Source organism: Candidatus Midichloria mitochondrii IricVA (genome assembly GCF_000219355.1).
Taxonomy (GTDB): Bacteria; Pseudomonadota; Alphaproteobacteria; order Rickettsiales; family Midichloriaceae; genus Midichloria; species Midichloria mitochondrii.
In genome coordinates, this window is sequence record NC_015722.1 from 322,475 (window position 1) to 344,012 (window position 21,538).

27 protein-coding genes are annotated in these 21,538 nt (G+C 36.8%); 15 read left to right on the forward strand and 12 right to left on the reverse strand.

All coding sequences use genetic code 11. The features are described 5' to 3' along the window. Positions 1 to 11 precede the first annotated feature (11 nt). From MIDI_RS01750 to MIDI_RS10150, 8 genes are all read right to left on the reverse strand, one after another. Positions 12 to 728: an RsmE family RNA methyltransferase gene (locus MIDI_RS01750; RefSeq protein WP_013950873.1), complete on the reverse strand. Its 717-nt coding sequence runs from the start codon at positions 726 to 728 to the stop codon at positions 12 to 14. A gap of 3 nt (positions 729 to 731) precedes the next feature. Then, positions 732 to 1,421 carry a glutathione S-transferase family protein gene (locus tag MIDI_RS01755; RefSeq protein ID WP_013950874.1) on the reverse strand — a complete coding sequence of 230 codons (690 nt, stop codon included), beginning with the start codon at positions 1,419 to 1,421 and terminating at the stop codon, positions 732 to 734. Then, positions 1,418 to 2,347: a 4-hydroxy-3-methylbut-2-enyl diphosphate reductase gene (ispH, locus tag MIDI_RS01760; protein ID WP_202795486.1), complete on the reverse strand. Its 930-nt coding sequence runs from the start codon at positions 2,345 to 2,347 to the stop codon at positions 1,418 to 1,420. Before ispH ends, MIDI_RS01755 begins: the two co-directional genes overlap by 4 nt. Beyond that, the gene (locus MIDI_RS01765) at positions 2,343 to 3,047 is read right to left on the reverse strand and encodes a phosphatase PAP2 family protein (RefSeq protein ID WP_013950876.1); all 705 of its coding nucleotides are present in this window, start codon (positions 3,045 to 3,047) and stop codon (positions 2,343 to 2,345) included. The genes ispH and MIDI_RS01765 overlap by 5 nt, the downstream gene beginning before the upstream one ends. Before the next feature lie 13 nt (positions 3,048 to 3,060). Then, positions 3,061 to 3,336 carry a 30S ribosomal protein S20 gene (rpsT, locus tag MIDI_RS01770; RefSeq protein ID WP_013950877.1) on the reverse strand — a complete coding sequence of 92 codons (276 nt, stop codon included), beginning with the start codon at positions 3,334 to 3,336 and terminating at the stop codon, positions 3,061 to 3,063. Positions 3,337 to 3,541: 205 nt separating this feature from the next. Then, the gene (locus MIDI_RS01775) at positions 3,542 to 3,769 is read right to left on the reverse strand and encodes a hypothetical protein (protein WP_148234091.1); all 228 of its coding nucleotides are present in this window, start codon (positions 3,767 to 3,769) and stop codon (positions 3,542 to 3,544) included. 23 nt (positions 3,770 to 3,792) lie between these two features. Then, entirely contained in the window at positions 3,793 to 4,017 is a 225-nt protein-coding gene (locus MIDI_RS07785; protein WP_148234092.1) for a hypothetical protein, read from the reverse strand. A 102-nt stretch (positions 4,018 to 4,119) separates the two neighbouring features. Then, on the reverse strand, positions 4,120 to 4,266 hold the full coding sequence (locus MIDI_RS10150) for a DNA-3-methyladenine glycosylase (protein ID WP_083809677.1): 147 nt from the start codon (positions 4,264 to 4,266) through the stop codon (positions 4,120 to 4,122). A 151-nt stretch (positions 4,267 to 4,417) separates the two neighbouring features. Here MIDI_RS10150 and dnaJ point away from each other — a divergent pair, with 151 nt between their 5' ends. The 6 genes from dnaJ (at position 4,418) to MIDI_RS01800 (ending at position 12,872) form a co-directional block, all read left to right on the forward strand. Beyond that, entirely contained in the window at positions 4,418 to 5,575 is a 1,158-nt protein-coding gene (dnaJ, locus tag MIDI_RS01780; RefSeq protein ID WP_013950879.1) for a molecular chaperone DnaJ, read from the forward strand. Positions 5,576 to 6,008: 433 nt separating this feature from the next. Then, positions 6,009 to 6,194 carry a transposase gene (locus tag MIDI_RS06815; protein WP_041185411.1) on the forward strand — a complete coding sequence of 62 codons (186 nt, stop codon included), beginning with the start codon at positions 6,009 to 6,011 and terminating at the stop codon, positions 6,192 to 6,194. 107 nt (positions 6,195 to 6,301) lie between these two features. Next, complete coding sequence (locus MIDI_RS08860) at positions 6,302 to 6,463, forward strand: hypothetical protein (protein WP_192805755.1); 162 nt, start codon at positions 6,302 to 6,304, stop codon at positions 6,461 to 6,463. Between the two features lie 450 nt (positions 6,464 to 6,913). Beyond that, positions 6,914 to 10,276, forward strand: a complete 3,363-nt coding sequence (dnaE, locus tag MIDI_RS01790) for a DNA polymerase III subunit alpha (RefSeq protein ID WP_013950880.1) — start codon at positions 6,914 to 6,916, stop codon at positions 10,274 to 10,276. Between the two features lie 16 nt (positions 10,277 to 10,292). Then, positions 10,293 to 10,877 (forward strand): 16S rRNA (guanine(966)-N(2))-methyltransferase RsmD, encoded by a 585-nt coding sequence (gene rsmD, locus MIDI_RS01795; RefSeq protein WP_013950881.1) that lies wholly within the window; start codon positions 10,293 to 10,295, stop codon positions 10,875 to 10,877. 117 nt (positions 10,878 to 10,994) lie between these two features. Further along, the gene (locus MIDI_RS01800) at positions 10,995 to 12,872 is read left to right on the forward strand and encodes a ribonucleoside-diphosphate reductase subunit alpha (RefSeq protein ID WP_013950882.1); all 1,878 of its coding nucleotides are present in this window, start codon (positions 10,995 to 10,997) and stop codon (positions 12,870 to 12,872) included. A gap of 5 nt (positions 12,873 to 12,877) precedes the next feature. Here the strand turns inward: MIDI_RS01800 and MIDI_RS01805 are convergent, their stop codons facing one another. Continuing rightward, the gene (locus tag MIDI_RS01805; RefSeq protein ID WP_013950883.1) at positions 12,878 to 14,056 is read right to left on the reverse strand and encodes a hypothetical protein; all 1,179 of its coding nucleotides are present in this window, start codon (positions 14,054 to 14,056) and stop codon (positions 12,878 to 12,880) included. Between the two features lie 148 nt (positions 14,057 to 14,204). Here MIDI_RS01805 and MIDI_RS01810 point away from each other — a divergent pair, with 148 nt between their 5' ends. The 9 genes from MIDI_RS01810 to MIDI_RS09025 all read left to right on the forward strand — a co-directional run bounded on the left by MIDI_RS01810 (position 14,205) and on the right by MIDI_RS09025 (position 19,909). Continuing rightward, positions 14,205 to 15,065 (forward strand): pyruvate, water dikinase regulatory protein, encoded by an 861-nt coding sequence (locus MIDI_RS01810; protein WP_013950884.1) that lies wholly within the window; start codon positions 14,205 to 14,207, stop codon positions 15,063 to 15,065. A gap of 79 nt (positions 15,066 to 15,144) precedes the next feature. Continuing rightward, positions 15,145 to 17,079 carry an ATP-dependent zinc metalloprotease FtsH gene (ftsH, locus tag MIDI_RS01815; protein WP_013950885.1) on the forward strand — a complete coding sequence of 645 codons (1,935 nt, stop codon included), beginning with the start codon at positions 15,145 to 15,147 and terminating at the stop codon, positions 17,077 to 17,079. Between the two features lie 619 nt (positions 17,080 to 17,698). Beyond that, entirely contained in the window at positions 17,699 to 17,926 is a 228-nt protein-coding gene (locus MIDI_RS07790; protein WP_041185426.1) for a hypothetical protein, read from the forward strand. Further along, positions 17,886 to 18,071 carry a transposase gene (locus MIDI_RS01820; protein WP_041185365.1) on the forward strand — a complete coding sequence of 62 codons (186 nt, stop codon included), beginning with the start codon at positions 17,886 to 17,888 and terminating at the stop codon, positions 18,069 to 18,071. The genes MIDI_RS07790 and MIDI_RS01820 overlap by 41 nt, the downstream gene beginning before the upstream one ends. After that, positions 18,068 to 18,286, forward strand: coding sequence for a hypothetical protein (locus MIDI_RS08445; RefSeq protein WP_041185366.1), 219 nt, complete (start codon positions 18,068 to 18,070; stop codon positions 18,284 to 18,286). The genes MIDI_RS01820 and MIDI_RS08445 overlap by 4 nt, the downstream gene beginning before the upstream one ends. Before the next feature lie 159 nt (positions 18,287 to 18,445). Then, positions 18,446 to 18,706, forward strand: a complete 261-nt coding sequence (rpsP, locus tag MIDI_RS01830; RefSeq protein WP_013950886.1) for a 30S ribosomal protein S16 — start codon at positions 18,446 to 18,448, stop codon at positions 18,704 to 18,706. Between the two features lie 4 nt (positions 18,707 to 18,710). Next, complete coding sequence (locus tag MIDI_RS01835) at positions 18,711 to 18,944, forward strand: hypothetical protein (RefSeq protein ID WP_013950887.1); 234 nt, start codon at positions 18,711 to 18,713, stop codon at positions 18,942 to 18,944. Next, a complete protein-coding gene (gene rimM, locus MIDI_RS06210) occupies positions 18,914 to 19,225 on the forward strand; it encodes a ribosome maturation factor RimM (RefSeq protein WP_237697430.1) in 312 nt (103 codons plus the stop codon). The genes MIDI_RS01835 and rimM overlap by 31 nt, the downstream gene beginning before the upstream one ends. A 372-nt stretch (positions 19,226 to 19,597) precedes the next feature. Then, complete coding sequence (locus MIDI_RS09025) at positions 19,598 to 19,909, forward strand: hypothetical protein (RefSeq protein ID WP_272940991.1); 312 nt, start codon at positions 19,598 to 19,600, stop codon at positions 19,907 to 19,909. Positions 19,910 to 20,482: 573 nt separating this feature from the next. Here MIDI_RS09025 and MIDI_RS08865 read toward each other — a convergent pair. Genes MIDI_RS08865 through secB form a run of 3 tightly spaced genes read right to left on the reverse strand, consistent with a single transcriptional unit; the run spans position 20,483 to position 21,502 of the window. After that, entirely contained in the window at positions 20,483 to 20,746 is a 264-nt protein-coding gene (locus tag MIDI_RS08865) for a hypothetical protein (RefSeq protein ID WP_013950888.1), read from the reverse strand. Between the two features lie 5 nt (positions 20,747 to 20,751). After that, positions 20,752 to 21,003 (reverse strand): flagellar biosynthetic protein FliQ, encoded by a 252-nt coding sequence (locus MIDI_RS01850; protein WP_272940979.1) that lies wholly within the window; start codon positions 21,001 to 21,003, stop codon positions 20,752 to 20,754. 25 nt (positions 21,004 to 21,028) lie between these two features. Further along, on the reverse strand, positions 21,029 to 21,502 hold the full coding sequence (gene secB / locus MIDI_RS01855) for a protein-export chaperone SecB (RefSeq protein WP_013950889.1): 474 nt from the start codon (positions 21,500 to 21,502) through the stop codon (positions 21,029 to 21,031). Positions 21,503 to 21,538: the final 36 nt, after the last annotated feature.

Below are 21,538 nucleotides of genomic sequence, written 5' to 3' on the forward strand. Positions count from 1 at the left end.
TAAGTAATTAATTATAAAAAGAATGACTGCACCACCGAAATCGCTGATATAACAGCAGTTTCAGCACGTAATATGTTATGATTTAGGCACACCGCCCTCACCTCTTGTTTTGAGAGTAAAAATTCTCTTTCGTTATCAGTAAAACCGCCTTCCGGCCCTACAAGAACTAGTATAGCACAAAAATCTTTATCTAGCACATCAAATATACTAGCATTACGTTCTTGCTCATCGCAGAAAATCGCTAAGTCATATTTATTATCAAATAATTTACTGAGACCAACGGGTTGTAATATGTCAGGAAGATCTACCCTTTCTGATTGCTCTGCAGCTTCAATTGCTATTGAGAGTAATTTTTCATTATTAATACTTCTCACTATAGTTCGATCGGTAAGCACAGGTGTAATTTGATTAATGCCAAGCTCAGTAGCTTTTTGTATAATTAAACTATTATTGTCTCCCTTTAATGGAGAAAAAGCTAGAGTTAAATGCCTTCTAATCTCTACCTTCTCTTTGGACAAGGCTGTTATTTCCAGGGTCAAACTCTTTTTGGTGATCTGACGAATGCTTGTTATAAATTCTCCGTTTTGGCTATTGAAGACGACTACTTCATCTCCAAGCCTTTTTCGCATGACGTTAATTAAATAATTGTAGGATTTACCCGACAATTCCAGTATCTCATCAGTCGCAAGGTTAGCGCTGATATAAAGCCTTACCAAAGACTTTGCCATTTTTTAAAAATCAGGATTTTCATAATGAGAAGATTTGTACAAGCCAGGTACTTCGTCATTTAAAATATCTCTAAATGAGGGCCTAGACTTTACTAAAGCATACCATGATTTCACCGCAACGCTATATTCCCAAGGTACATCTCCCATATAGTCTAAAACTGATAACTGAGCAGCAGCAGAAAAATCTGCTAAGCCGACTTTCTCGCCCGTTATATAATCGCCACAATTTTTCTTTAACAAAAAGTCTATATAATCTAAGTGCAGCAATATATTTTTTTTAGCCGCTCTAATTGCAGAAGAATTCGGCGGCATAGAATTAAAATTAATTGAAGCATTTTTAATAACCTTTTCTTCAATTAAATATTTAGTAACTTCATTATAAAACTTAGTATCAAACCATTCAGCTATATTTCTTACCTGATATTGACTTTGGTAGTCAAAAGGCAAAATAGCTTGTTCGAGGAAATTTTGTTCAATAAATTCAAATAGAGAAAAATTTCCATAATATACTTTATTATTTTCTTTATTTAAGAGTACCGGCGTGCTTCCACTTGGGTTTAAGCTTAAAAAGGATTTTCTGCGCTCCCAATATTTTTCTAAAACTAGTTCGAATTGCACCCCTTTTTCTTTTAAAATAATTCGAATTTTTCTTGAAAAAGGGCACAAAGGATAATGGTACAAAATCCAGCTCATAAGTCTTCTAATTCTCTTGGAATTTTAAATTTTAAATTTTCAACTACGCCATCCACTTCTTCTAACACAATTTGATGGTATTTACTAAGCAAATCTAGAACCTGTTTTAACAAGACCTCTGGAGCAGAAGCGCCAGCCGTGATTCCTACCGCCTGTTTGCCCTCAAACCAATCTAAATTGATTTGCGTTTCATCAGCAATTAAATAAGATGCAACTCCCTGTGATTCCCCTAGATCTCTTAATCTACTTGAGTTAGAACTATTTGTTGCTCCAATAACCAACAGAACATCAATATATTTTGCCATTTCTTTAATAGCATCTTGTCTATTTTGAGTTGCATAACAAATATCTTTTAAGGCAGGCCCGTCTATATCGGTATATCTTTCATATAAAGTATTAACGAGATTTTTTGTATCGTCTATACTAAGCGTAGTTTGAGTTACATATGCCAATTTTTCATCAGATTTGAAAGGAAGGTTTTCTATTTGCTCTAAATCCTCCACTAATACAACTTGATCAGCTGCGACCCTTCCACTAGTTCCCTCAATCTCAGGGTGATTCTTGTGTCCTATTAATACTAGCTTCCTTCCGGAAGCCACATATTTTTGTGCTTCTCTATGAACTTTTTTTACCAATGGGCATGTAGCATCTAATATATAAAGTTCTTTATATTTTGCATCATCTTCAACTTTTTTAGAAACACCATGAGCAGAGAAGATTACTACTGCCCCATTTGGAATTGATTCTATATCATCAGTAAAAATAGCCCCTTTGTCTTTTAAAGAATTAACAACATATCTGTTGTGTACAATTTCATGCTTTATATATACAGGAGCCCCATATTTTTTTAAAGCACGCTCCACAATTTCTATAGCTCTCTCAACCCCTGCACAAAACCCCCGTGGGTTAGCCAAAACAACTTTAATTTGCCGTTTTACCGGTTCCATTGGTACTCGGAAGTTTAAACAATAGTGCCAAGAGATACGACACAATATAAATGAAAAAGCCTGAAAAGACTATATCGCTCGCAAAATGTTTGCCAAATGCCATACGCCCTATCCCCACTAACAGTCCCAAAATAGTTATATATAAAATAGCTTTTCTTCTCTTCTTTTGATTTTCAATTAGGAACGCTAGTGAGAACAACATAAAGATCGCAGCAGCATGTCCAGAAACAAAAGAGCAGTTTTTACTACATTGATCGCTTAGAGTAAAAGCAGGAGTAAATTTTTTATATCCCTTGAATTCTTCAATAGATTCGGGTCTCGCTCGACAAAAAATTCCATCTTTCATTGTGTTAACCAATAAAAGAGGACCTATTAGAGTCGCAAGTACTATATAAATTACAGGAAGATAGTGCTTATAATGAAACGATTGATTTTGCTTATATAATCTTAATGAAAAAAAGAATATAAAGGCCACAAACAAAACTGGAACTATATAAACAGCTCCATAATCCAATAAAAGCATTCCCGGATTAAAATTCTTCAAATAATAACCCTGGTTTTTAAAGCCAACATCAGAATTATAAAAAAGAGATGCTAAGTATAAATCTATCTCCGGAAAGTAAAAAAATAATCCTCCTAAAAAAAAGCAAAAAGCTACAACCAAGGAGAAGTGTTTCATGCTCAGCAAAAATTTATGCAGCTCTAGCTTCGAGAGATTTAACTTTTTTAGCGAGTTTGCTAACTTTTCTAGCTGCGGTATTTAACTTTAAAACGCCCTTCGTGACACTTTTCATAATTTCCGATTCAGCTACTCTAAGAGATTGAACTGAACTCTCAAAACTCCCGTTATTTATAGCAGCGACAACTTTATTTGAGAATGTTTTAACCCTGCTCTTGACGGAAGAATTTCTTGCAGCCCTTACAACAGACTGTTTGTGAGCTTTCAGAGCTGATTTATGATTTGCCATACAACGTAAAAAAAACTAAAAAATTCTCAGCTTATGATATATTTATTAAGGAAATAGTCAAGCTAAATTTGCTAGCTTGCCATAATTAGATATAATTTTTATTTAGTTTACACTCTAACAACTCAAATAATCTGAAAGATTACTAGTTATACCAAGATCATCATAGATACGAAAATCTTCTGAAACACTTCGAATAGTTGCACCACTACAATCCGTTTCTACTTCGCAGCCAGCTGCTCCACTGCCACAAATCATTGGAAAAATTGTTATCTAAAGATGAGGCAACTATTAATTTATTTAAGACCCCATCTTCATAAACCAATCCATATTTACCGTAGATACTCGCTTTAATAGCCTCAGTTTGACGTAAGGAGTAGGCCCCCCCGGCGAGCCTATTTTCCATGAGATGTATCGGGTTGAAGACATAAGCCAAGAGCCACCCCGAGAAGAGGTCTGTTAAGAAATTGTTTGGCGAGCGACGCCGTGGTGTGCTGGATTTGGCAATTCCTCTCTGAGAGAGATTTGAAAACAGTTTAGGTAAAAATCTTTGAATCCGGTAATGCCCTCAAATGAAACAAAACGAGGATCGTTATAACTTCGGAAAGCATCATCCCAGACTCTCGTTCCCTTTGTCTCTGCGAGTTTCTTAAGGATCTTTGGTACGTGAGTTGTCGCTTGCAAAAATCATCTCAAACTGGGGTTAATTATCCAAGTGAAGTTCCGGTAACTTCAACCCCCTTATTAAAACTGCTGCGGCTTCTCACACCTCTTCAGCAGTAACATTTAAACAAAATAATACACACATAAGTGTATCCCCCGGCTCCTACCGAACATAATTTTTGATCTAGTGGTCGGCCCTTTAAACGCATGAGAAGCCTCATCATCGAAACCTCGATAAGCATCAATTCCCTCTATTCCTCCAAAAACCAGCTTTTTTACCTAAGAGATCTTTGGCAACTTCAACTACATGCCGATTATAAAATTCATAAGGTAATTTTTAGACATTAAATTTATTTGCCTGTCTTGATATTAACTGTTAATAGCACTACCTAGGACGAGAAAATATTAATTTTAGACCCCAATGAGTAAGAAAGATTATTATGAGACACTAGGAGTGGCAAAGAATGCTAGCCAGGACGAAATTAAAAGAGTCTATCGCAAATTAGCAATGAAATACCACCCTGATAGGAATCCAGGAGACAAAGAGGCTGAAAGAAAATTTAAAGAATTAAATGACGCTTATGAAGTCCTAAAAGATGATTCAAAAAGAGCAGCATACGATAGATACGGAGATGCAGCTTTTGGAAACGGAGCAGCTGGAGCCGGTGGTGGGTTTCAAAGTGGATTTGGTGAGGATTTTTCTGATTTTGCTGACGTGTTTAGTAACATCTTTGGGTCTGGTTTTGGCTCTTCAGCGCGTGGATCAAGGAAGAAAAGTAATGCAGTAAGAGGCTCTGACCTTAGATATAATTTAAGTATTACCTTAGAAGAAGCATATCATGGCAAAAAACATACTATAAAGTATAAAACGGGAGTTAAATGTGACCCTTGCGGCGGCACTGGCAGAACTAATAGGTCTGGTTACACAAGCTGCTTAGCATGCGGAGGAACCGGCGCTATAAGAGTGCAGCAAGGATTTTTTACAGTAGAAACCGCTTGTAGGACTTGTAGTGGCACTGGCTCAGTCATAAAAGATCCATGTAAATCTTGTCATGGCCAGGGCAGAGTAGAAAAAGAAAAAAGTGTCGCTGTATCAATTCCAGCTGGAGTTGAGGATGAAACAAAGATTAGAGTAAGTGGTGAAGGGGAGGCTGGATTAAAAGGCAGCCCTTCAGGTGATTTATATATTTTTGTATCTATTAAGAAGCACCCTATTTTTAAAAGAAAAGATAATGATCTATATTGCGATTTACCAATTAAGTTTACAACCGCAGTGTTAGGAGGCAAGGTTGAAGTGCCTTGTATAAATGGTGCTACCGCTATATTATCAATACCTGCTGGAACCCAGTCTGGCTCTCAATTCAGATTGGCCGGTAAAGGAATGCTCATCATGAAGTCAAATAATGTTTTTGGTGATTTATATGTTAAAGCTGCTCTAGAGACTCCAATTAACTTAACAATTAGGCAGAAGGAGTTGCTTGAAGAGTTTGAGAAAGAAAGCTCAACTGGTTCAAGCCCTGAATCAGAAAGTTTTTTTCAGCGGGTAAAAAATTTCTGGGGTGATAAAAAAGATAAATAGCTGCATATCTAACGAACAGCCTCCTTTAATAGACTGATAAATAATGCTTTTGTGCTGAAGCGAGTTATGTGGTGCATAGTACATTAATATCGTGTGAGTTGAAGGGGTTCTCTATGTATGCAAAACTGTCATTCTTGATAAGCTTAGGTATTATGAAGTGTGGCTGTTACTGCAGAATGTAAAGTCTCTACCCTGTTAGAGCAGACAAGATCTGATAATAAAGAACTCCAACTTGGAAACACAATCAACAAAAAGTCTTCTTCAAGGAATCTAGGCAGCTCCTTAGATTCACTAGGTACTACTAAGATTTTAAAGGAATGCAAAAAAGACCCATATGGATGATATACACAGTACATCAGGGAAGTCGATATGTGAAATGTGGAATTTTACCTAAACATTAGCCGTAATAAGGTCTTTAAAGACATCACTCAGCGTGGGAAAACGTCGACCCGGATGGTTCTTTGGCCTCAATGATCAAGGAGAGATTATGTCATTCACACTGACTTCGGGTAATACAGATGATCGAGCCGTTGTCGAGAAACTGACTCAATATTTGACAGGCCTTCTATTCGGAGATCGGTGGTATATAAGCAAAAACACTGAGCAATCAAGGTATTGAGCTCATCACACGGCTTAAGAAAAACAAAACCCGCTTGCGGCTTTTAAACAACTGCTTCTTGCAGGGCGTGGGTTGATTGAAACAGCCATCGGACAATTGAAAGAGATTTGACAAATCCAGCACACACCGGCATCGCTCGCCAAACAATTTCTTGGCAGACCTCTTTCTCAGGGCTCTTGGTTTATGTCTTCAAACCCAATATATCTCATGGAAAAATAGGCTCACGGGCATACTCCTTACGTCAAACTGAGGTGAAGCAATGCGCCTAAGAGAAGTAGATTTCATTTTAGTTCCTTTCTGGAAAAGAAGATGCTTTCACTAAACAGGCCGTGCTGTAAATAAGATTCAGTATTATAGTAAGTTTATTATCAACAATGAGACTTATTGCAATTAGAGTTAATAATATACTGAGTAATATTTTTTGTTTAAGGGAAAACAGGAAAGTTGTATATTCATTATTCTCATTCAAACTAACACTTTCTGCACAGTAGCTGCTTATACCATAGTCGATAACCGCTGCATCTTCTAAAGTTAATATTTTTTATCTTGATGCAGATAGTTATTATCTATGTTATAAGCTTTTAAAAATTCGTAATTTTGCTTTTCCAAAGAAATATTGACGAAATTTCTTCGCACATAAGCGATGATTGTTATAATAAAAAAAATTTTTTGTAAAGAATTATTTTAATACTCAGGTATCTTGCTGTTTTATAAGAAATATGACTAGTTTTATACATTTACGCGCTCATTCAGACTATTCCTTGGGTAAGAGTATTATAAAAATCCCAGACCTCATTAATAAAGCCAAGGCGGATAACATGCCAGCTCTTTGCCTTATGGACCGGGGCAATTTATTTGGTTCTCTTGAGTTTAGTATGGAGTGTTTAAAAAATGGGATTAAGCCCCTGATTGGCACTATACTAAAAATAGATTTAGAAGCCGATACAGATAAACGGGAACCGCATTCTGAAATAGCTTTAATTGCAAAAGATCAAGATGGCTATCAAAATCTTTTGGAGTTAGTCAGTTTATCTTTTTTAAGCTATTCTGACTCACAGCCCCATATAAAAATTTCTCGGCTTCTTAACTATTCTAAAGGACTAATCGCTTTATTTAATTCATTTGAAAGCCCCATGGCTGCTCTTATTAAAAAAGAACAGTATAAAGTCGCTGAGCGTTTACTAGAACAATTTCATAATAGCTTTAAAGAAAATCTATTCTTAGAACTAATTAGAACTGAAAAAAATAATTGGCAATTTCATGAGCACTGGCTCCTAGATAAAGCATTTGAAAAAGATATTCCTATCGTTGCCACTAACCCCATTTCATTTTTAAGAGCTAATTTATCTGAAGCACATGATGCTTTGCTATGTATAGCAAACAGTAGCTATATCTTAGAAGATAATAGAGAAAGATCAGATCCCGATCACTATTTTAAAAACGAAGAAGAAATGAGAGCTCTGTTTTCAGACTTACCAGAAGCAATTGAAAACACTAAGTTAATAGCTTTAAAATCCTCTGTTTTTTCAGAGACAAGGAAGCCTATTTTACCAAAATTTTCACATCTAATTGAAGATGAAACCTTAGAGCTACAGAAGCAGGCTATAGATGGTTTAAGAAAAAGACTCAATTCAGTAAAATACAATATAAATCAGCAAGAATATTTTAAGCGGCTTGAGTTTGAGCTTGGTGTTATCAATAAAATGCAGTTCCCCGGATACTTCTTAATTGTCTCTGATTTTATCAAGTGGAGCAAAGGGAATGGGATTTCAGTAGGCCCTGGTCGGGGTTCAGGAGCTGGCTCTATTGTTGCATGGGCGCTGGAAATCACTGATTTAGATCCAATAAAATTTGGTCTTCTATTTGAGAGATTTTTGAACCCAGAAAGAGTTTCGATGCCTGATTTTGATATCGATTTCTGTCAAGAGCGTCGAGATGAGGTGATTAATTATGTAAAAGACAAGTACGGTGCAGAAAGAGTTGCGCAGATTATTACTTTTGGAAAACTACAAGCTAGAGCTGTTTTAAGAGATGTTGGAAGAGTAATGCAGATCCCTTATGGTTTAGTCGATAAGATTTGCAAAATGGTGCCGAATAACCCGGCTAATCCGATCACCTTATCAGAAGCAATAGCTCTAGATAAGCAATTACAAGACATGTGTGATGATGACCCAGATCTTGAAAAACTTCTTTCTATAAGCTTAGAACTAGAAGGAATTAACAGGCACGTCTCAACACACGCAGCAGGAATTATAATTGCCGATAGGCCATTGATAGAGTTGGTGCCCCTCTATATGGATTCTAATTCTTCAATGCAAACCATACAGTATTCATTAAAATACGCAGATGCAGCAGGCTTAATGAAATTTGACTTTTTGGGTCTCAAAACCTTAACCGTGATATCACAAACAGTCCAGCTTATTGAAAAAAACCGGGGAATAAGGATTAATCTTGCAAATATTGATTTTGAAGATAAAAAAACCTACCAACTGCTTTCACAAGGTCATACTGTTGGAATATTCCAGCTTGAGGGCGCTGGAATGAGAGAGGCAATAAAACAACTCAAGCCCGATTTTTTTGGCGACGTTATAGCACTTACCTCATTATACAGGCCAGGACCTATGGACAATATCCCAAGTTATGTCAACAGGAAACATGGCCTCGAAACTCCAGATTATATACACCCAAGCTTAGAAAATCTTCTTAAAGAAACATATGGAATTATTATCTATCAAGAGCAAGTTATGGAGCTTGCCCAAATACTTGCTGGATACAGTCTTGGTGAAGCCGACCTTTTAAGAAGAGCAATGGGTAAAAAAAATAAGCAAGAAATGGATGAACAACGAGCTATTTTTATTGAAAGATGCATCGCTAACGAAATAAAAGAACAAAGAGCTGCTGAAATATTTGCCTTGATAGAGAAATTTGCAAGTTACGGCTTTAATAAGTCACATGCGGCTGCATATGCAGTTATCACTTACCAAACTGCGTATCTAAAAACCCATTATACTGCCGAATTCTTAACTGCTTCAATGAACTTAGAGATCCATGATACAAGTAAAATAGGCATGTTTTGTAACGATGCGAAACTGTTTGGTATAGATATATTACTTCCTAATATCAATAGCTCCAATGCATATTTTACAGTAGACGGAGATAAAATCCGTTATGGCTTAGCAGCCATCAGGGGTGTAGGAATCAAAGCAACGGTAGACATACAAGAAGAAAGAAGAACTGCACAATTTCAGAATATACACCAATTCATCGAAAGGTGCCATAATCTTATCAACAAGCGCGCTATGGAAAATTTGATAAAGGCAGGCACATTTGATTCACTTTATCCTAATAGAGCTGAACTATTTGCAAACTTAAAAAAATTAATAAGATATTCTCAATCAAACAAACTTGAAGATCAATCTCAAGGCTCTTTATTCTTTGACGAAGAAAATGACCAAGGCCTTTCTTTAAGTGCAGTTGCTGATTGGGAAGATAGAAGAAAACTGGCTTTTGAATTTGAAGCACTTGGCTTTTATCTTTCGGCTCACCCATTAAACGAGTACCAAGAAAGGTTGAAAAAACTAGGAATTCTAAGTGTGGAAAACGTCCTCAGTTTAGAAATAAAAAACTTCTACAAATGTAGAGTTGCAGGCGTTGTTTCTTCTAAAAAAGTTAAATCCTCAAAGCGTGGAAAATTTGCTTTTCTACAAATAACAGATACAACAGGTATTCTAGATATATCGATATTCAATGAAAAACTTCTCATAGAAAGCAATGATATACTACAAGAAGGACAAACAATTATATGCGATATTGAAATCAAAAACGATGAAAACGGCACTAGAATGGTTGCTGAAAAAATTTCAGAGATACATCATACGATGAAAAGCACTCTCTGTGCTTGTCATATCTATATTAAGGATAAAATCTCTATCCAAGAGATCAGTACTAAAGTTACAGATACTGGGCTACCCATAAAGTTATATGCGGAATTGGATGATGGAAGCGTGGTACATTTTGGTTTAGAGAAACCGTTATTTATAGATTACAAAGGATTGGAAGAACTAAAAAAATTGATAATATAAGAGTTGTAGAGCAATAATGAGGATAGTAGCAGGCAAGTATAAAAATAGAAAGCTTATTACGGCAACTAGAACTATTAAATTAGAAGCAAAGAAAATACGTCCTACTACTGAAAAACTAAGGGCAGCTGTTTTCAATATATTGAGGAATTTCTTTGGTGATGAACACGTAAGCGTCCTAAAAGGTAAAAAAGTTTTGGATCTCTGCTGCGGTATCGGCTCTTTCGGTGTTGAAGCGTTATCTAGAGAAGCTTCTTTAGTGGCGTTTATTGATAATTGTTATCAGCATTTAGAAATTGTTAAGCTCAATTTAGAAAAATTAGATTGTATATCAAATGCTAGAGTTGTTCTTGCTAATGCTCAAGATCTAGGATCTAACTCGGAGATTTACGATTTAATATATATAGATCCACCGTATAGACTCAATTTGTTAAATAAGATCATTGAATCTTTACAAAGAGGTAACTGGTTAAATAAAAATACTCTAATAATAGTTGAGTCTTCTAAGAAAGAAGTAAGAGAAAAAGTTGACGATAAATTGACGTTAATCGATAGGAGAGAGTACGGTAATAGCTGCCTGTCCTTTTATCGCACACCCTCATAAATAGTATAAAACCTCTACTTATACAAAACTATATGTAGTGTTAAATAAAAAATATTGCAAAATAAAATACTATATATAGTATACACGGTGTTAACTCGATTTTCATATAATTTTGCTATGAATAGTGCAGCTGTTGCTAAAAAGACCCCATCCAAATCTGAATATAAAGACAACTTTTCTATTAAAATTGACACTGAAAGGGACAATTTGTTAACAGATTTTGGTAAAGCTGTTTTAGAAGATAGGTATCTCCTTAATGGAGAAAAGTTTCAAGACCTATTCGCAAGAGTAGCTTGTTATTACGCCGACAACCAAGAACATGCACAAAGACTTTATGATTATATCAGCAAATTATGGTTTATGCCTTCAACTCCTGTATTGAGTAATGGTGGCACCAACCGAGGTTTACCTATCTCTTGTTTTTTAAACGAAGTCGGCGATAGTTTAGAAGACATAGTCGATACCTGGAATGAAAATGTTTGGCTTGCCTCAAGAGGCGGTGGCATAGGAACATATTGGGGAGGAGTAAGGTCAATTGGCGAAAAGGTACGTGATAATGGCAAAACCTCTGGAATCATACCTTTTATAGGAGTGCAAGATAGGTTAACTTTGGCAATATCACAAGGAAGCCTAAGAAGAGGTAGTTCCGCTGTATATCTACCAGTTTGGCACCCTGAAATAGAAGAATTTATAGAGCTAAGACGTCCAACAGGAGGAGATCCTAATAGAAAATCTTTAAACTTGCATCATGGGGTCGTCATACCAGATAGCTTTATGGAGGCCGTGAGAGGTGATGGCGTCTGGGAATTAAGAAGCCCTAAGGATGGACATATAACTAATATTATGAGAGCAAGGGATTTGTGGATTAGGATCTTGTTAGCAAGGGTAGAGGTAGGCGAACCTTATCTATTATTTATTGACCATGTTAATAAAGCTGCTCCTGAATCATATAAAAAGCTTGGGCTCGAAATTAAAACCTCGAATTTATGTAGCGAAATTACTCTTGCAACCGGTAAAGATCATTTAAACCAAGACAGAACTGCGGTTTGTTGCCTTTCTTCTCTTAATTTAGAGACATACGATGAATGGAAGGATGATAAAAACTTCATAATTGATGTCATGAGGTTCTTAGACAATATCCTTCAGGGCTTCATAGATAAGGCCCCTAGAGCCCAAGATAAAGCCAGATATTCAGCTTTTAGAGAAAGAAGTGTGGGTCTTGGAGTAATGGGCTTCCACTCATTCTTGCAATCTAAAAAAGTTCCTTTTGAATCGGCTATGGCTAAGGCATGGAACAAAAAGATATTTTCTTATATTAAAGAAGAAGCTGACAAAGCTTCAGTATTACTTGCTGAAGAAAAGGGTCCCTGCCCTGATGCAAAAGATGCAGGAATTATGGAAAGATTTTCTAATAAAATTGCTATAGCACCAACCGCTTCTATTTCAATCATCGCAGCAAATTCTTCACCAGGAATTGAGCCTTACAATGCAAACACATATACTCAAAAGACTCTAACTGGGTCATTTAATGTAAGAAATAAGCATTTGAAAAAGCTTCTTGCCGCTAAAGGATTTGACACTCCAGAAACCTGGTCTTCTATCATGAATTATGAAGGTTCTATACAACACCTAAGTTTCTTGGACAAAAATGAAAAGGATGTATTTAAGACCGCTATGGAAATAGACCAGCGCTGGCTTATTGAGCTGGCTGCAGATAGAACCTCGTATATATGTCAAGCTCAATCCTTAAATATCTTTATTCCCGCAGATATTCATAAAAGAGATTTACATAAATTACACTTCAGCGCCTGGGAGAAGGGCGTAAAAAGTATGTACTACTGTCGTTCTAAATCTCTACAAAGAGCTGATAAAGTTTCAATAAAAGCGGAGGAAAAACAACCAGTACAGTTAGCTATTAACCTTACACCAGTAGTTTCAAATGCTCAATCCAATATGGAGTCAAACAAATATGAAGAGTGCCTAGGCTGCCAGTAGCTCAACTAACCAGCAATAGCAGCTCCGCTGTTGCCTGTTGTTCGCACCCTCTCTTTCGGCACCTGCTTAGTATGCGCTTGAGGGCCTTCTCGTAAAATCTCCTTCAAGATATGAGCTGCTGGACGCTCTACTGGCCGTTGGTATGCATACTGCTCAGTTTGCTCCGTGGGAGCTTTTGTTTCTGTAGCACTCGCCATTTCTTTAGTAATGTCATCTAAATCGCGTTTTACCTGTACCTGGAGCTCTACTTGCTTTGCTGGGACTTTTTCCTCTGGAGTATGAACTAAGGAAGGCTCTTTACTAATATAAGGGTTATGTGAGGCAGTATATTGAAGTAGAGTTTCCTTACTCGACGTACCCTTTACTACAGTCTCATAAAGTGCGCTTCCAAAAGTTGGGGTTTTGTGTTCAAACTCTTTGCCGGTAGCACTCTTATAAAGCTCTCTCAGTTTCTCCACATCTTTAGATACGACATCTAAACCAAGCTCGGATTTCATTCTATCAGATTCCTTCTTTTGCACCGCATAGAGCTTATCCTGCGATGCTCTCATCTTGGAGTTATTAGTATAATTTAAAAGTGTTGTAATGCTGTTTATCACGAGCATTGGTATATCAGCAGATAAAACAGACAATGCGGTAGCAGCGGTATTTTCCGCTAAAGAGCTACCCATTTCCTTACCAGCTACCTTGAAAACACTAACTCTTCGGTTCTTTTCTATTGAGTTTTCATTCAATTTTAAGTCATTGAACTTACCGCTGTCTAACACTTCTTTAACCTTAGCCGGATCTTTTTCTAGTTCCTTCAATATAGCTAGTTCTAGCTTGCTTCTTTGAAAACTTCTTAATCTATATGCTTGTATAGAAACACCTATACCTGCTGCTGCAACGGTAGTTGCGACTACAGCGACAGCAAGAGGCCATGCTAAGCCTCCAGTAGCTGCTGTAAAAACAGCACTTCCTATGGAGATGATTCTACCAGCTGTTGGTGAAGTGGCAATATCTATTGCTTTTGAGACGCCGCCTTTCACCTTAGCCCAAAATGTGTTAGGTTTTTCTTTTTCAGCCATATTCTCTTCTAGCGTTTTTTTTGTATCTTCCACTAGAACGTCCATCCCTAATTTGAGCATAACGCCACTTTTAAAGGCTATTTTCGTCCCTTCTACTATTAGTTTTATTACTGACATTTTCTTTTCTTTAAAAAAATTTTAACTTAATTTATAGTCCTGGACTGGTAACTAATTATTGATTGCTCTCTAAGCATAAATTACTGACTTTAATTATAACACCATAGGTAGAAAAACAACACCATGAGTGCAAAAATTTTAATGTACTATGTTAAATTTGACCGAAAAAATTAAAATAAAATTATATTTAATTTCAGATGCCTCAGGAGAGACAGTTACTACAATTGCCAAAGCAATAGCCGCGCAATTTGAGGAACAAATAGAAATGACAGAATATCTATGGCCATTAGTTAGATCAAAAAATACGGTAAACGACATTTTATCAGAGATTGAACCAAACAGTAATAGCATAGTGCTTTATACAATGCTAGACGTAAAATTAAGGCTATACCTAGAAAAGAAGTGCAAAAGTATAGGCGTCTTAGCAATATTTGCTTTAGAAAATGTCATCAATGAGCTGGCAAATTTTGCTAATGTTGAAATAAAACACGGAGGAATTCCTGGAAAATATAAGAAACTTGACGCTAATTATTATAAAAGGATTGATATATTAAATTTCACGTTACAGCATGATGATGGACATGATTTTAAGGATGTTAACGAGGCTGATATCCTAATTTTGGGTGTCTCAAGAACCTCCAAATCACCTACTTCTCTTTATCTAGCACAACGAGGTTATAAGGTTGCAAATCTTCCCATTATTAACGGTATAGAAGCTAATTTGTCTGACATAAAAAAACCGGTACTTATAGGATTAACTATCTCTGCCGAAATTTTATCTCAAATAAGATCCAATAGGTTAAATTCATATAATTTAAATGTAAACAAAGAGGTCGATAATTATACAGAAATTGAAAATATTAAGGCAGAATTAAGCTATGCTCTTGAAATATTTCGCAAAAATAAAATACCAATAATAGACGTAAGCAGAAAAGCAATAGAAGAAGTAGCAGCAGAAATAATCAATATTTATGCGGCTAAAAAGGGTGAATACAAAATACTTTTATAGCATGCAAATTATTGATCTATATGTTAATATACGTTTTGCTTATAATTAATTTTAAGAATTTAAATCTTTAGGTGTCGGAATGAAGCAATTAAAAGGTGGAAACAATTTTACTATTTGGATAGCGATTGTTGGTGTACTAATAATAGTTTACAACATGTTGGGTGATATTAACCTTACCGCCAAAAAAGTCATATTTTCGGAATTCCTAGACCAAATTGACAGCGGGTCTGTAAAATCTGTGACAATTAGAGGAGACTTAGTAGAAGGCAAATACACCGAGGGTGGGTCATTTGTCACATTAATCCCAAGATATTATCCTAACCTAATAGAAAAAATGAAAGTAAAAGAAGTTGCTATTGATATAGCACCGCTAGAAACTTCCTTTGGTAACCTTGTAGCTCTTTTATCCTCCTGGTTTCCAGTTATACTCTTAATTGGAGTTTGGGTATATTTCATGAAGAATATGCAGTCTGGAGGAGGGAAAGCACTTGGGTTTGGACGTTCCAAAGCAAGATTGGTATCTGATCCTAACAAGGTAGTAACTTTTGCAGATGTTGCAGGGGTTGATGAAGCTAAAGAAGAATTAGTTGAAATTGTAGACTTTTTAAAAAATCCCGGCAAATTTCAAAAATTAGGGGGAAAAATCCCAAGGGGTTGCCTTTTAGTTGGTTCACCAGGAACTGGTAAGACGTTATTAGCTCGAGCTGTCGCTGGAGAAGCAGGAGTACCTTTTTTTACTATTTCGGGTTCTGATTTTGTCGAAATGTTTGTAGGTGTTGGTGCAAGCAGAGTAAGAGATATGTTTGCTCAAGCTAAAAAGCAATCTCCTTGTATAGTTTTTATTGATGAAATTGACGCTGTGGGTAGACACCGAGGTGCAGGTCTTGGTGGAGGAAATGATGAAAGAGAGCAGACATTAAACCAATTACTTGTTGAAATGGATGGATTTTCTGATAACGAAGGTGTGATAGTGATGGCTGCAACAAACAGACCTGATGTACTTGATCCAGCCCTTTTGAGGCCTGGAAGGTTTGATAGACAGATCGTCGTGCCTATTCCAGATATTAAAGGCAGAGAGCAAATCCTAGCTGTGCATGCCAAAGCTGTTCCAATTGCCCCTGATGTTGATATCAGAGTTCTTGCAAGGGGCACTCCAGGGTTTTCTGGTGCGGACCTGAAAAATCTTATAAATGAAGCTGCCTTAATGGCCGCAAGACGAGATCGCAATATGGTATCTATGCAGGAGATGGAATTTGCCAAAGATAAAGTAATGATGGGTGCCGAACGTAAATCTCTGGTCATGACAGATGACGATAAAAAATTAACTGCATACCATGAGGCCGGTCATGCTTTAGTTGCTTTACATTTGCCTGACTCTGATCCTTTACATAAAGCAACAATTATTCCAAGAGGCAGGGCCCTTGGAGTGACCATGCGCTTACCTGAGAGCGATCGATTATCAATGACAAAGGCTAAATTGAAAGCAGATCTAGCCGTTGCAATGGGAGGACGTGTCGCAGAAGAAATCGTCTTTAGTCTAGACAAAATCACCACCGGTGCTGGCAATGATATTAAAGTTGCCACACAAATTGCTAGAAAGATGGTGACGCAGTGGGGCTTAAGTGATTCGATTGGCCCTGTTCTCGTAGGAGATGACAAAGAAGAAGTGTTTTTAGGGCATTCAATTGGCCGCTCTAATCATATTTCTAATGAACTCGCCACTAAAATCGATGAAGAGATTAAAAAGATTATTGACGAAGCTTACAACACGGCTAAAGCTATTCTAACTAAACATAGAGATCAATTAGAAGATATTGCCCAAGGTCTTTTAGAATACGAAGTTTTAAGTGGTCAGGAAATGCAGGACCTCATCAATGGCAAGCCAACAATACGTAAGGAAGATGAAAACAAGAAAGCTGCAAATAAACCTAGCGTTTCTATCCCAAAAGCCGGATCAGAGCCAAAACCTGTAAAACCTAAATTGAAAGAAAGCAGCGGTATTCAAGAAGCTTGAGTCTACTTCTAATACATAGAGAAATATGTAGATGTAGTTGGAAATTTATAAAAGAACTAGTAGTCTCGCTTTATCTTTAACAAGGCATTGCAAAGGTCATTCTTGAGCAAGGGAAAAAACAAAATGAGGTTTACATGGAGCGCATATAAGACAACTAGGTTTTTACGCGCCAATCAAGTCTTTGCTTATTCATGGCTCTATAACTAAGTAATTTGACTGGCGCCCCAGTTCCCTTTTACTCATGCGGTTACAATTTGCTTTCTATACCTCTTTTAACTTGAAGAATTGGATAGGCTTATTTCAAAGTCTATAGTTGCGAAAGAGATAACGGGCACGCCCGTGAGAATTTGGACGCTCTAGCGGTCAAAAAGCCTACCCTTGGGTAGCGAGAAGCTTTAAAGGCTGGCGCTTTAGCAGTTTCCAAGCGTTCTTAACCGTTTCCTTAAATTCTTTTCAACTCTTCGTTTATAAGCAGTATAACCCCAGTTTTAGGTAAGTTTTAAAGAAATTATCTGATATGGTTTTAAAGAAGCTGTGTAACCATTAAGTTTTTCTCAATTTCACGATAAATAAGGAAAGTGGTTTCCCTAGTAGAAATATTTTGTTTGATTGATGATTTTTGCAAGCGACAACTCACGTACCAAAGATCCTTAAGAAACTCGCAGAGACAAAGGGAACGAGAGTCTGGGATGATGCTCTCCGAAGTTATAACGATCCTCGTTTTGTTTCATTTGAGGGCATTACCGGATTCAAAGATTTTTACCTAAACATTAGCCGTAATAAGGTCTTTAAAGACATCACTCAGCGTGGGAAAACGTCGACCCGGATGGTTCTTTGGCCTCAATGATCAAGGAGAGATTATGTCATTCACACTGACTTCGGGTAATACAGATGATCGAGCCGCTGTCGAGAAACTGACTCAATATTTGACAGGCCTTCTATTCGGAGATCGGTGGTATATAAGCAAAAACACTGAGCAATCAAGGTATTGAGCTCATCACACGGCTTAAGAAAACAAAACCCGCTTGCGGCTTTTAAACAACTGCTTCTTGCAGGGCGTGGATTGATTGAAACAGCCATCGGACAATTGAAAGAGATTTGCCAAATCCAGCGCCACGGCATCGCTCGCCAAACAATTTCTTGGCAGACCTCTTTCTCAGGGCTCTTGGCTTATGTCTTCAAACCCAATATATCTCAGGAAAAATAGGCTCACGGTCCCTACTCCTTACGTCAAACTGAGGTTTTTCAATGATTAAATTGTTATTGCTCTTAACTTTGAATTAATATTTTATAGATTTACAATTTCTTGTTTTTGTTATAAACAAGCCAAAGTGTTATTAAGAATTTTAATTATGGGTATTAAGAAATGGCTGCTAAAATAAGATTAGCCAGAGCTGGAGCAAAAGGTAGGCCTTATTATAGGATAGTTGTTGCTGACTCAAGAAGTCCAAGGGATGGGAAGTATATTGCAAAAGTCGGAAATTATAATCCCCTTTTGCCAAGTGATTCTCCAGAAAGAGTTGTGGCAGATGCTGAAAAAATTAAACATTGGCTTTCTGTCGGTGCTCAACCTACTGCAACAGTCAAAAGGCTTTTAAGAGGATCTGAGTTAGGCTTATCAGCTTAAAGGAATGGCTGGACGTGATTTTGACGTTAAGATCGCGACCATAGGTCGGGCAAACAGTTTAAAAGGGTATGTTCAGCTTCATTTATTTCTCTCATCTCCAAAAGATCTTGATGCCTTAAATGGTCTGATTTTTGACAAAAGTAGCGAGACTTATGAAATAAAAATAATTTCGGAAAAAAAAGTTACTACATTGCTAAAATTGATGGTATTGATTCAAGAGATCAGGCTGAAGCTTTAAGGGGGACCGATCTATTTGTCAAAAGATCTTCTCTTCCCCCAACACCACTGGAAGATTTTTATTATGTGGACCTGATCGGTATTGAAGTTTTTTCAGAAACCGGAGAATATATCGGCGAAGTAAGTAATGTAGAAAACTTCGGCGCTGGCGATCTTTTAGAAGTCAATTTGATAAATAAGAAAGACTCAATATATCACCCTTTTAACAAAATATTCGTTCCCGAAGTTGACTTAATAAATAAAAAAATAATTATCAAAACTGCCTCAGATGAAGAGAAATGAAGCCCACGAGTAAAATCCTTTACTTTTTCTCCAATTGCATTAATTATAAAAATTAATTAAGAAGAGGATTTGCTTTTTTCAAAAAAATATGTCTGCAGGTAAATTTGTAGTTGGTTGTGAAGAATGGTGTTCTCTACTTGTCCTCGGGTTTAAGAGCAATAAAAGTTAAGTGGATCCGATTGTTCAGTTCTTGTTAAAAAAATGAGTGATCGAGAAGCAGTTAAGTGTTATACGAATTATGTAGATAAAAAAACCGCTTTAAACATAGTCTTACTGGCTTCTAATCCGGAACTCCATTCTAATAAACGGATTATGGAAGCAGCTGAAGCACAGGGCCGTAGTATATCTTTTTGTTAAGTCAGTAACTGCTATATCAATATCCGAGCCGGTGTCCCTGCAATTTATCACAGAGGCGGCGAACCAGTGTTAAAGGAAATCGATGCAGAGTTGGTTCCTAGGCTCAAGCCTAGTATGACGTTTTATGGCTGTGTTCTGGTTAGGCGGTTCCAGGTATTGGGAGCTTTCCGCCTTAATGATGCCGTTTCAATTAGTAATTCCAGAGATAAGTTAAAGTGTCTTCAAATACTTGCAGATAAAGGTATGGATATGCCTATTACAAGTTTTGCAAACTCACCAGAAGATACCAAACATCTAATTAAAGCTTGTAGGTGGGGGTGCCCTTAATAATTAAATTATTAGAAGGTACACAAGGGAGAAAGGAGTAGTGCTTGCAGAAAGTCAAAAAGCAGCTTCTAGCGTTATTGGAGCTTTCAAAAGCGTTAAAGCAAATATTATTTAGTACAAAAATTCGTTAGAGAGGCCGATGGGTGCGATATTAGATGTTTTGTAATTGGGGTAACACGGTATTGTTGCCGCGATGCAACGCAAAGTAGCGCACGATGATTTTAGGTCCAACCTGCACTTAAGGCGGAAGCGCCCTCAAAAGTAAAGCTTTCTCCCACAGAGAGCAAGATGGCAATAAATTGCGCAAAAAGTTTAGGACTAAAGAGAGCTGCTGGAGTTAGTATTCTAAGATCCAGCAAGGGGCCCGAAGGTTATTGAAGTCAATTCTTCCCCAGATCCTTGAGGGCATAGAACAAATTGTGAAACTTGATACCGCAGGGTTATATGATAGGATGCATAGAAAAACACACGTATGGAGAATAGAATTCCATTCTTTCATAGGTATTCTCTACACCTCGCATTCAAAATTAAAAACTTTAGGTACACTATTCTCCTACAGCTTGTTTAGCAATATTAAGCATCTTTTGAGAGAATCCTTCCTGTTTTTGAGGGGGGGGGATTTTGGCTATTTTGTTTAGCAGCAGTTCCAACCTTTACAGTACTATCTGGAATTATTATAGGATTTTTCTTTAGTCCCGCAATACGTTGATTATCTCTTGGCTCTCTCTTTTCTTCAAAATCTCTTGAATTATCCTGGTATCTACCACTGTAACTAGGAAAGCCTGAACACGATGTTAGAAAAAGCATAGTAAAAATCAGTAAGTAATTTTTATTCATAAAAATTACCCTAAGTTAATAATCAGTGAAGAAATTCTTTCAAAAAAACTCGACATGGCATGACCGATATAAGGAATCATAATGAGCATAGTAAACATTAAAAACACAAGTTTTGGAACAAAAGTAAGAGTTGGTTCCTGTATCTGAGTTAGAGCCTGTACCAAGGAGACCAGAGAGCCCACGACCAATGCCACAAGCAGCAGAGGCATTGATACCTTAAGTAGGACAAACAAAGCTTCTTTTGTTATATCTATCACTGCTTCCGGTTCCACTTTTTACACTTTAATTTATGGTTTTATCTGTAGAGTCGCTATCTTGACTTTTACGTTGAAGATATAATCCAAGAAAGTCAATAGGAGATATCATTAATGGTGGGTAACCGCCGTCTCTTGTAATATCAGATAATATACGCCTCGCATACGGAAATATTATATTTGGGCAGTTTACAGATAAAATTAATTCTTTCTGCGCTTGATCCATATTTCCCTCATCGATAGTGAAAACTCCTGCATATTGCAACTCAACTAAAAAGAGATTTTGATCTTCTACTTTAGCATCTGCCTCAATTTTTAATATAACCTCATAAGTATTCTTCTCTAAAATATTGACATTTATTTCTAAATCCAAGTTAATCGCAGGCTGTTCCTGCTGCATGAAAGGAAAAGGGGCTCTTGGGTTTTCAAAAGAAATATCCTTGATATATTGAGCATTAACTGAAATAGCGTTACTTGCTGTTTGTTTATTTTGGTCAGTCATATGATATTTAACGTTATTAGAAATTAATTAGGGAAG